Origin of the sequence: uncultured Gimesia sp., assembly GCF_937919775.1 — a bacterium.
Taxonomy (GTDB): Bacteria; Planctomycetota; Planctomycetia; order Planctomycetales; family Planctomycetaceae; genus Gimesia.
Window position 1 is genome coordinate 1 of record NZ_CALFPF010000032.1, and the last position, 10,937, is coordinate 10,937.

General features: G+C 52.0%; 7 protein-coding genes. 4 read left to right on the forward strand and 3 right to left on the reverse strand.

Annotated elements, in window-relative coordinates:
• Positions 1-726: 726 nt before the first annotated feature.
• From Q0294_RS00830 to Q0294_RS00840, 3 genes are all read left to right on the forward strand, one after another.
• Positions 727-1,746 (forward strand): DUF1559 domain-containing protein, encoded by a 1,020-nt coding sequence (locus Q0294_RS00830; protein WP_299459736.1) that lies wholly within the window; start codon positions 727-729, stop codon positions 1,744-1,746.
• A gap of 130 nt (positions 1,747-1,876) precedes the next feature.
• Positions 1,877-2,302, forward strand: a complete 426-nt coding sequence (locus Q0294_RS00835) for a hypothetical protein (protein ID WP_299459739.1) — start codon at positions 1,877-1,879, stop codon at positions 2,300-2,302.
• Positions 2,303-2,468: 166 nt separating this feature from the next.
• A complete protein-coding gene (locus Q0294_RS00840) occupies positions 2,469-3,461 on the forward strand; it encodes a Gfo/Idh/MocA family oxidoreductase (protein WP_299459742.1) in 993 nt (330 codons plus the stop codon).
• Between the two features lie 169 nt (positions 3,462-3,630).
• Here the strand turns inward: Q0294_RS00840 and infC are convergent, their stop codons facing one another.
• Positions 3,631-4,137, reverse strand: coding sequence for a translation initiation factor IF-3 (gene infC / locus Q0294_RS00845; RefSeq protein ID WP_299459754.1), 507 nt, complete (start codon positions 4,135-4,137; stop codon positions 3,631-3,633).
• 302 nt (positions 4,138-4,439) lie between these two features.
• Positions 4,440-6,980: a TolC family protein gene (locus tag Q0294_RS00850; RefSeq protein ID WP_299459745.1), complete on the reverse strand. Its 2,541-nt coding sequence runs from the start codon at positions 6,978-6,980 to the stop codon at positions 4,440-4,442.
• 403 nt (positions 6,981-7,383) lie between these two features.
• Here Q0294_RS00850 and Q0294_RS00855 point away from each other — a divergent pair, with 403 nt between their 5' ends.
• On the forward strand, positions 7,384-9,444 hold the full coding sequence (locus Q0294_RS00855) for an efflux RND transporter periplasmic adaptor subunit (RefSeq protein WP_299459749.1): 2,061 nt from the start codon (positions 7,384-7,386) through the stop codon (positions 9,442-9,444).
• A 38-nt stretch (positions 9,445-9,482) separates the two neighbouring features.
• On the opposite strand, the gene Q0294_RS00860 is transcribed toward Q0294_RS00855, so the two are convergent.
• Positions 9,483-10,721, reverse strand: coding sequence for a VCBS repeat-containing protein (locus Q0294_RS00860; protein WP_299459751.1), 1,239 nt, complete (start codon positions 10,719-10,721; stop codon positions 9,483-9,485).
• Positions 10,722-10,937: the final 216 nt, after the last annotated feature.

Genomic DNA, 10,937 nt, shown 5'->3' on the forward strand with positions numbered 1-10,937 from the left:
GTGGCGACCGACGGTCAAAGCGGACTTATTACCCGGCTCTAGAGAAGAAATCCCAATTCATCAGGAAGGATAGAGGCATCAAGAAAACTAAGCAATCCATCCTCAGATCAATAGCAGCAAGTTTCTTGGAGTCGGGAGATACGCGATTATAAATTCTCAATAATGGGGACAGTTGGCAAAACCCGACGATGCAATACCTTGCAGACAACTGCAATCAATCACCTCCCGAGCCTCGCCTATTCTTTTTTATCAGATACAACACAGCACCCATTACGGACAACACCATCTACTTTTGACGCCCTGTCAGATTTTTTGTGCGACCTCATTCCAGCAGCCATCTCCTCAAACCTACCAGACAGTGCTTCCAACATCCTGATGACAACACTCACAGCAGCACTTCGACAGGGGTTTTTGCTGCCCTCCTACGACTGCTGACAGCAAAGTCACTCTAGACAAAGCACCGCTACATCACTGATTTACACCATCGCAGTTGCCCGAGAGAGAGAAATAATTTAAGATAGACAGTTGCCAACTGAACGCTTTCAGCTTCCCCGATAATCCCGCTGCTAAAATTCAAAGCTGAAAAACCAAACTGACAACCTTCTCACTATGTTATCCGCTATCAATAACGGCTTGCGGTATGCTCGACACAGGCCAACCCCGTTTTCATTTATTTTGAACTCATCACTGGTATTGATTTTTTTATTTTTTTCAAGGAGCACTTCCATGATTCAACAGAGACAGAAAACCGGCTTTACTTTGATAGAGCTGCTGGTTGTGATTGCGATCATTGCCATTCTCATTGCTTTATTACTGCCAGCCGTACAGCAGGCACGCGAATCGGCCCGACGTTCCACCTGCAAGAATCAGGTCAAGCAAATCGTCCTGGCTTTGCACAATTACCACGGGACACACAAAATGTTCCCCGCCGGTTATTTCTCGCGCCCCAACCCGAGCAGCACTGTCACCAGCCTTCAAATTCGCGCCACCGGCTTCGTGATGCTGCTGCCTTTCATGGATCAGTCATCACTCTATAATTTGTATAACTTTGACATTGGAACCGGCGGCGGCCCCGATCAATCTGGTGGAGGGCAGACTTATAATCAAAACGCATTCCTGGCTAAAACCAAGCTGCCGATTTTCCAGTGCCCTTCTGCGAATTCCAGACTGCTGAGTACCAATACCAATCCCCGTGACGGCCACCTGGACGTTTCGGACGCGGGTTCCAGCTTTGCCAGCAGTTATGCATTCAGTTCGGGAAATAAATACGGCACCGGAAACGGCCAATTCTGGGCGATTTATTTTGGTAGTGCAAACGCCTTTGACTCTGGAATCATGACCCCTAACAGCAGTACCCGTTTCCGCGATGTGACCGACGGAACGACGAATACGTTCATCATGGGAGAGGCGGAACAGAATGACCTGAGAACCGATTATTCAGGCACGGTTTCCGCCATTGATGACGGTGATGTCACCGTCCGTCGCCATGCTTTCTGGACTGAAGGCCAGCACCATTCCGTCAGATCCACGTTCATGCCCCCCTTTAGATCCATCGAAGACTGCGTTCTGTCATTCGCACCGGGCGCCTGGAGAGACTGCAATTATTCGTTCGGCAGCCCTCATGTCGGCGGCCTCCACATGGGCATGGCCGATGGCGCCGTGCGATTTGTCAGCGAAAACGTCAATCTCTCCACCTGGAGATATCTGGGTTCGATGGGAGATGGAAACGTCATCGGCGAATTTTAAGCAAGCCATCAGATTCAGCCGAACCAGACAGATAAATCTGGTTCGGCTGATTTCTACTTCATGTGAAATTTGACCACCATCTGAATCAACCTGCACAGCCACTGCTCAGACTTAAGAAAGCCTCTCTGCCATGCCGTTTCGCCTCCTGATGCTCGCCTTGATATCAACTGCAGTGGGTTGTGGTAGTTCGGAGTTTTCCTACGAGAAAGGAACGGTTCAAGGAATGGTCACGATTAATGGTGAACCGCTCGCCTCGGGAAAAATCCGATTCATCCCGGAAGTCGGCACGGTTGGAAAGTTGACGGTCGCAGAGATCAAAGACGGCCATTACCAGTTTGATCTGAATAAAGCGCCGGCAGTCGGCAACCACAAAATCGAAATCATTGCCATTCGCAACACGGGCAACAAGATTCAGATCCCTGATGCGCCGGCTGGCACCACGATGGAAGAAACGGAACAATATATTCCCGCGCCCTACAACACGAGTTCCCGCCTGAAGCTGGAAATCAAAGCCGGAGAAAACGAAGGAAACTTTGATTTAAAGATGCGCCCATAACCTGCGCAGGAACGCGTCTTAAGAACCGTGACCAGTGGTTTCATTCAATCTGATTTTTGTGTGTCCGCCCTGACTCGCTTTACAGACCGCTCGTTTTGTTACATGATTCGTGAATGGCTCCCGCGTTCACTCTCACAACAAAGTTTTTATCAAACGAGCATTAACAATGAACGACAAAATCCGCTGGGGTATTCTGAGTACGGCGAAAATTGGAATCGTGCAGGTCATTCCCGCCATGCAAAAAGGGGAATTCTGCGAAGTCGCTGCGATTGCCTCGCGCACTCCGGAGCTGGCGAAAAAAGTCGCGAAAGACCTGGGCATTCCGCGCGCTTATGGCTCATATGAAGCCCTGCTGGCAGACCCGGACATCGATGCCATCTACAACCCCCTGCCGAATCATCTGCATGTTCCCTGGTCGATCAAAGCCATCGAAGCCGGGAAACATGTGCTGTGTGAAAAACCGATCGGCCTCTCGGCGGCTGAAGGCCAGCAACTGCTTGACTGTGCCAGCGCACATCCCGAATTGAAGGTTATGGAGGCCTTCATGTACCGCCATCATCCCCAGTGGCGGACGGCCAGAAAAATGATTCGCGCTGGGAAAATCGGAGATTTGCGCACCATCCAGTCTTTTTTCTCCTACTTTAACGACAATCCCCAGAACATCCGCAACCAGCCCGAAATCGGGGGAGGCGGGTTAATGGATATTGGCTGTTATCCCATTTCGGTTTCGCGATTTATTTTCGATGCCGAACCCGAACGCGTTTCCGGTATTCTCGAATTCGACAGCGCCCTTGGTACTGATCGACTGAGTTCCGCCACTCTGGATTTCGGGAATGGGACTTCCACATTCACCTGCTCAACACAGCTCAACCCGTATCAACGCGTTCACATTCACGGCACTGAGGGCAGGCTGGAAATCGAAATTCCTTTTAATGCCCCCACCGATCGCCCGTGTAAGATCTGGCATCAGACGCGCGTTGAGATCAAAGAAGTCGAACTGAAAGTCTGCAATCAGTACACGATTCAGGGAGACTTGTTTTCCCAGGCGATTCTCAACAACATGCCCGTTCCCACACCGCTTGAAGATGCCATTGCAAATATGAAAGTCATCGAGGCGATTGTGGAAAGTCATCGTACCGGAAGCTGGATAGAACTATAACAGGTCAGAGAAACCCACTGCGACCGGGCATTCCAGATCCAAAAAATTCCAGAACAGACGGAAAGATGAGCCAGGCCTCCCTGGACTGCGCGCACAGGGAGCCGGTTAAGTCTTGCCTGCTTTCCCAATTTCACTCCTGCCCCATAAATCGCTTTGAATGCAACAGCGATTACCGGGGAGCGAGAACCATGATCATATTCCGTCCGCTGGCCATTGTGGGAGACTGTTCCACTTTAGCAATCTCGGTAAGCTGTTCCTGGATGTCTCCCAGGATGGTTCGACCAAGTTCATGATGCGCATTTTCGCGACCGCGAAACATGATGTTGAATTTGACCTTGTCTTTCTGTTCCAGAAATTTCCGGGCGCTTTTCAGCTTAAATTCAATGTCGTGTTTGCCGATTTTCGGACGCATCCGAATCTCTTTTAACTGCACCTGGTGTTGTTTGGTGTTTTTGCTGGTCTTTTTTTTGCGCTCGTACTTCAGCTTCCCATAATCCATAATCCGGCAGACTGGGGGTTTGGCATCAGAGGCAACTTCAACCAGATCGAGATTTGCCTCCATCGCTAACTTTAAAGCTTCCGCGGTAGGGATCACTCCTAATTGTTCCCCGTCTTGATCAATGACCCGTACCGGACTAATCCGAATCTGGTCATTAAGTCTCTGCGTTGTTTCGATTGCTTATTCTCCTTAGTAATGAAAAAAAACAGGTTTTGTGCCTTGAATGAAAACCATCTGAAATCAAGACACACTGGTTGCATTATAGTCTCTATGAAAAAAAGAACATCTCACAGGAGATGCCTATTTCCACAGACCAGAATTCACTCTGGTTAAACTATACTGATTCTTCTTACGTTATATCAATCCTGAAAGAGAGGCAAGTAACACCAATACAGTATTTTTGGCGAATTTCTGAGGTTTGACGAAGATTTCCCGCGTTCTCAGTCAATGATAACTCTTCCGGGACGGTTTGCCTGGAATTATTCAGAAGTTGACTGGTCACCCTCTTTTAAGGGGAATCGCTGGACTTGACCGGAAAAGTCCCTTAAATTCCGCCTCTTTGTTTCGGGAATGGGCACCGGTTCCCAGCGGGGACCGGAATTCCGGTAGTCACGAAACGGGTCCTGCTCACGCGAACCCCCTCTGAGGGGAAATTCCGGCGTCTGGTTCTGGCGTGCAGCTCTCAACGTCGGCGTTTCTGCCTGTACCTCAGGGGACCGAAAGTCGGTCGACGGTTGCTCGAAAGCGGATGACTTTACCGCATTCGGCTGAGTTTCCGCGCCAAAAAAGGCGGCTTTCAAACCTGGTTGAAAATCATCGTCCAGTCCGGGTGGACTGCTTTGCAGAGCTTCCCCTCGGCCAGCAGGTCGCTCCAGCGTGTCCGGATTCTGCACCTGATTTTGAGAGCCTGCCATTTGCGTGAAATCGACCGATTGAATCCCGCTGGCAGCAGGAATCGAGGCGGCTTCATTCGAAACCCCCGGCACGGGAGGCACAAAATTCTCAGGCATCGGTTCCGGCATGGTCTGTGGAGTCGGTTGTGGCCGTTCCGCTGGTACTTCGCCGGGAACCAGTAATTGAGGATAAATCCCCTGGCTCAGATTGCCGGTATAAGACGGCGCCTCTGCGATTTTTCTCACGCGACCCAGCAGGCGTTCCCGTTCCTCTGCGTCGATATACGCTTTGGCAGGCCAGCCACCTTCTTCCAGATAAATGTTGTTATAAGAGAGCAATGAACCTTTTTCAAACTGGACGTTCTTAAGCGCCAGCGAATACTCGACCAGCGACCGGTAATAGCTGCCATCCGCTTCCGCCTGACGGCGCTGAGATTCCAACAGCAGATCCAGTGTGGCATTGTCTGATTCATAAGCAGCCTGCACGGCAGCGACTTCCTGTCGGGCGGCATGCCGACGATTAAAAGTAGTTTGTAATACCGAATAGGCACGATCCACGTCCGCAATGGCATTACTCAAACTTTGGACAATCGTCCGTTCCTGTTCGTGCAGAATTGCCCGATCACGGGCCAGTTGTAATTCGGCGTGTCGCATCGCGGCATGCGCCTGGCGTTTACCCAGAGGCACGGAAAGTTCCAGCCCCATCTGCCACTCCTGAAAATTGCCATCGAACAGATTATTCAAGGCACCGTCAAACTCTCCGGTTTGACCTCCCGTTGCCAGAAAATCGCGGCCAAAACCACGCCAACGATAACGGCCGATCAGATCCAACTGAGGTTTCATGAAGTTCTTGTTGGCTTGCAGTTCCAGTTCCCGTTTTTTAATCTGCCAGCGTTGACGACGGATTTCCGGTCGGCGTTCCAGCGATTCCACCAGAGTTTCTTCCCAGTCAAATTCGACGCGTGCCAGAGAAGGTTCATCGGCGGGGCGAATCAATCGACCATCATTAATGGGGATGCCCATCAGCATCCGCAATCGGCGTTCTGCCACATACACGCCATGATTGCTCTGAAACGTGCCCCCCTGACTGCCGTTGTTGGTATGGGTGCCATTCAACAGCCGACCGCTTAACGCGTTTTCCACCTCTGCCTGGTAACGGAAATATTGTTCGCGGGCCTGCGCTTCTTTTTCGGCTTCGCCGCCCCGCCGTCCGTTTTCGTACAACGCACGAATTCGACGCCAGGTTTCTAATGCAGAATCGCGGGCCATGATTTTCGCATCGAGATCACGATAACCAAAATAAAGATCCCAGTAGGCATTCTCTACATCACTCACCAGATCCCGAACCGCGATTTCAAATTCTCCCAGGCTGATATCCGTATTGATCCGGGCGATGATCACACCATTCACCACACCCGGAATGTTACTCGGACCTGCGAGCTGATTAAAATCGACCCCGCCCCCTCTTAACAGAGGATGACGAAATTCCATTTCGATGTTGTTCTGGTAAGCTTGAGGAAACTGGTTACCGGGCGAATTATTCGCATCGTAATCGATGTAATCCCGTAAGGTCAGCTCGGTACCGGTCATTGCGCGTTTTGTTAACTGCGCCTGAACCACCATCGCATCCTGTCGTAACAGGCGCGTTCCACCACCAAAGAATACGTTGTTTAATGCCTTATCGTTCTTCTCGAAAAACGTACTGGCTGAAAGTGTCGTATCGTAGGCACTGAGCGCACCATCCACACCATAGCGGGGATCGGCGTCGATAATCGCGGCATCATATTTGGTATGCAGGGCGGCAGGCGTATTCAAAGAAACGCCACCCACGTCCCCGAGAACTTTCGAACTCTGCAGCGCCATACGCACGGCCTGCTCCAGAGACAGTTCCCAATAATCGGGTGTTGTCATACTGGAAAGACTCGCCGGCGCCAGTGTGCCGACTGTATCTCCTTCATCGACTGTCTCGACATTGGGATATTCAATCTGAGTCAGTGCGCGCTGATAGACTTCTTCGTTTTCTACAAATTCTTCTTGCAGAGAAGTCTTCAGAAAGCGGCTGCACCCTGGGCCCATCATTACAACTGCGGCTAACAGGAGCATAATCCGGGCTAAGAAACAGTTCATGAAACAACCTTGGTCATTCGGGACCATCGATAAAAAAGGTACACACTCTCTCTTCTCATCGGCTCCAGACCATGTCCCCCCAAAGCAAAATCTCGGCACATTCGGAATATTCCTCACAATCGGACAACCGGCAGACCCAATTAGTCACCCGCACTCAACGCATATTATCTATCTTCACGTAAACATCCCCTTCCACATCCCGTTACGTTGAAACAATCAGAGAATCTGCGCAATGATTTAAAGTGGTACCGCAATTACTTTGAGAAGCCTGACCGCTTTTCCTCGCTCAATCAGAGTACCCTTCCCGTGACTGTGATAGGATGCAGCAAGGCCGTATCCACCCGGGGCGTGAACCGGTTGATCTCGGACCAATATTGATCTAACCCTCATTCATACAAATCGCATGACGACTGATGAATCCGCTTCTATAGCGAATCTCTGGCAGGAGATTGAAGAGCTCGTTCTGGGGCTGGCCCAACTCTCCCGCACAGAGATTTCGAGTCAAACATTTTACACGGAGCTGCTCGAGCGCGCCGTGCGCGGCATGTCTGCGCTGGGGGGCATTCTCTGGCTTCCCGATTCCACAGGGATTCTGGAAATTTACCTGAGTCGCGGCCTGAACCCGGAATCGAATGCGTCTGCCCCTTTCAGTCCAGAGGAAATCGAGCAACATCGCCTGCTGCTCAAAGAAGCCCTGCAGGAAAACCGGCCGACGTCCATCGCTGCCCGTTCCGGACTCTCAGAACAGCACCGCGGCAAGAACCCCACCGGCGAAAATCTCATCCTCTGCCCGATCACGGTTGAGAATCACCCTGCAGCGACAGCCGGGATTCTGGAAGTCATTCACCAGCCTCCCAAGTCATTCGCAGCACAGGATGGATATCTCCGATTCATCGGTGCCTTATGCGAAATTTCCGAAGACTTCTGTCAGTCGAAGAAATTACAGAAACTGCAGGAACTGGAAACGCTCTGGGAACAGTTTGAACGTTTCTCGGAACACGTTCATTTACATTTAGATTCGCAGCAAACCGCTTATATCATCGCCAATGAAGGCAGAATCTTAATCGACTGCGATCGGCTGTCTGTTCTGCAGCGAACCGGCTCCACGTACCGGCTGATCGCCGCCAGTGGTGTGGATGCAATTGAACGACGGTCGGAATCGGTACAGCGGCTGGAAAAACTGACAGGCTGTATTCAATCGCTGAATCGACCGTACTGGATCATGGAAGCCGGTCAAAAATATCCGCCCCAGATAACAGAGCCGTTGCACGCGTATCTCGATCTGGCCTCTTCGCGATCCTTGATGATTTTTCCCCTGAAGCATATTACCGCAGAATCACCTGACGACACGGAAGCCCGGCAGCAGAACCAGCCTGCTGTCGCAGAACTCACGGTAGGCGCCATTATAGTGGAACAGTTTCATGAAGCCGATTCCGGCAGCACATTGCTGGATCGGGCCTTGGCTGTGTCGCGGCATGGGGGAACGGCGTTGTTTAATGCGCTCCAGTTTGAGAGCTTCCCTTTTTTCCCGGTCCTGAAACACTGGTCTCACTCTCCCGTCCGCAGAAAACAGATGACGTGGCGCAACATCATGACCGGTGCCGCGATCCTGGCAGTGATTGGCGCGGTGCTCATTTTGACCCCCGCCGACTTTACCATCGAAGGCTCCGGAACGCTGCAACCTGTCGAACAGCAGAACATCTTTGCTTCGGCGGACGGCGTTGTCGATCAGATCCTCGTACATCAGGGAGCGCAGGTTCAAGCGGGCAGTCCCCTGATTATATTGAGAGATTCCGATCTGGAGCTGGAATTCAGCCGCGTGCATGGTGAAATTCTAACCGCCCAGAAACGCCTGGCCGTCATTCAGTCCGCCCGACTGGAATTAAAGGCGACCGACGCCAATGCGCTACTACAGGCAAATCGACTGACGGCCGAACAGGAAGAACTGAATGAACGCCTGAAAAGTCTGCAAGAGCAACTCGCGCTTCTCAAAAACCAGCAGGACGCTTTGACTCTGAAAAGCCCCCTGCCCGGCGAAGTGCTGACCTGGGATTTTCAGGAAAAATTACTGGCCCGTCCCGTACAGCGCGGTCAGCGATTATTAACGGTCGCCGACCTGAAAGGCCCGTGGATCTTGAAAATGCAGGTTCCCGATACGGAAATCGGCCACATTCTCGCAGCGCAGCGACAAAGTCAGAAACCGTTGAACGTCTCTTTTCTGCTGTTAACCGATCCCGATCAGACCCACCAGGGAACGATCGAAACCATCGCCGCCACGGCAGAACCGGACGCAGAAGGAAATCCCACCGTACAAATTACGGTGAAGCTGGATCACGAATCGATCACCGGGCTGCGCCCCGGCGCATCGGTGCTCCCTCAAGTCGACTGCGGCACACGTTCGCTGGGATACGTCTGGCTCAGACGACTGTTCGAGACCATTCAACGGGAAGTCCTGTTCTTCTGAAAGACTCTCTGAAATCGCCGACCCGCCCCCGCGGCCTTTTATCTCGCCGGATTTTCGTACCAGAAAACGCCCAGGCCTTGCTTCTGATCCCGTTCTTCGCAGGAGAGCACATCCAGATCGCCGTCGGCATCGAGATCCAGCAATTCAATCCGGTCATATTTGATCCCCCGCGGCCCACTGATCTCGTGCGTTTCCCATTTCAACTCTGATCCACTTTTTGAAAAACTCATCCAGAACATGCCTGATTTGGGAGGTTCAGCGCTGCCGCAACTGAAAACAACGTCCGGTCGTCCATCCAGATTCATATCTCCCACAGCAACCCCTTTACCGTGCCCTGTATTGGCGGGAAAGGGAATGACACGCTTGTCCCACTTGAGACCGCTTTGATCCAGACGACGGAACCAGAGTAACTCATCGGGAAGGCGGGTCACCACCAGAATATCCTGCAGTCCGTCCTGATCCAGGTCCGCCACGCGGGCGAACATCACTTCCCGATCTTCCCCGCCAACACTGTGATTCTTCCAGTTCGCAGCGGTAGCAGCGGCAAGGGCGCCCGGATTTTCCAGCCAGCGACAGCCTCGCAGTTTGCCTTTGCGATCCGTGGTTAACAGATCCTGATCCCCGTCGCCGTCCATATCCAGCGCAAACAGTGACATAATCCAGCCCGCCGACGACAAAGAAGTCCACCGGTAATCCGCCAGATGGCGCGGATTATCGCCCGGTTGAAACCAGCCGATCTGCGCCCCCTTCCCTTTTCCGCCGGCGACCAGTTCCAGTCCCGGCTGTTGATCAATTTGCGCCGGCACGGCAAACATCCACATCATTTTGCCCTGCGATGCCGGCAGAACCTCCTGCTGCCATTGTTTTTGAAACGGATCGTGTTCCGGAGCCCAATGTACAAAAATGGTTTGGCTCTTCCCTTCACAACAACTGACGACTTCCAGACGGCCATCGTGATTCAGATCAATCCAGGCGGCATCCTCGACCTGCGGCGTGGTCCCCACCGTTTGTGCCGGCCAGAGCTGTTTTGCCAGCGCCGGTCCGGGATTGCGATAGACGCGGGTCAGGTTTCCTTCTTCCCAGCCGGTGGCAATATCCTGTAAACCATCGCCGTCGAAATCGGCCAGCTTCACTCCATCCGCGCCCCGGGAGGACTGATCAATCAAATGCAGTTCCCAGGCTTTTCCCCGCTGAAGATCTTCTGCCACCGCAGGCGATGTGAACAGAGCACTCAACAGCAGCAATGTCCTGCCAACTTGATTGAAATCACAGCGCATCTGGGGATCCTCTTTGAAAAGGTCATCGTTTTCTCTGTCTTATCCAGTATCCGGCTTCTGAGACGAAATCACAATCTTCCTTCGTATCACAAGTAAAAATGGTGCGACTCAGCCTGCCCGAACAGTAGTCTAATTCCCTATAAAACCAGGGTTTTTTCGCTTTTCCTGGCATTATCGAGTGAAAGACCTCATCGAGCCGCGATAACCCGTTCATTC